The sequence below is a fragment of the Lonepinella koalarum genome, from assembly GCF_004565475.1.
In the GTDB taxonomy this organism is placed as follows: Bacteria; Pseudomonadota; Gammaproteobacteria; order Enterobacterales; family Pasteurellaceae; genus Lonepinella; species Lonepinella koalarum.
In genome coordinates, this window is the sequence record NZ_SRHX01000036.1 from 1 (window position 1) to 611 (window position 611).

The 611-nt window shown below is 32.9% G+C and carries 1 pseudogene; it reads left to right on the forward strand.

Annotated features, from left to right (window positions below):
- Window positions 1-99: 99 nt before the first annotated feature.
- A pseudogene (locus tag E0709_RS12605) lies at window positions 100-611 on the forward strand (IS256 family transposase, variant Zn-binding type); the annotation flags it as partial.

Genomic DNA, 611 nt, shown 5'->3' on the forward strand with positions numbered 1-611 from the left:
GGCATAATGGACAAAATGGTTGCTAAGTAGTAGGTTAAAGCCTTATAGTACAAGGCTTTAACCCACTTTCAAAATTATGAACAAAAAAATTGCCCATTTTGCTTAAAAAATACTACAAAAAAATATGGGATCAGAAATAAGATCCAACGTTTCAAATGCACCTCTTGCGGTAAATTATTTAGCAATAATTCACCATTAAATTCTGCCCAAATTTGGCATGATTATTCCGTTAAAAAACAAACCTTAAAAGAGTTATCAGAAACTTACCAATGTTCAATACGAACCATTCAACGACACATCAAAAAAGCCCCCAAATCGGTGCTTATTGAGCCTGAATTCACTCCTATCAATATCATCATGGATGTTACCTTTTTTAGCCGTAAATTTGGGGTTATGGTTTTTATGAATTCGCTTACAGATACTGTGATCTATCATCAAATTGTGAAAACGGAAAAAGCGGTTTATTACAAAATTGCAATAAATAAACTGAGAGAAAAAGGCTATAAAATTCAATCTATTACATGTGATGGGAAGCGTGGATTACTGAAAGATCTTTTTGATACTCCTATTCAACTTTGTCATTTTCATCAGGTGGCAATGGTTATACGAAA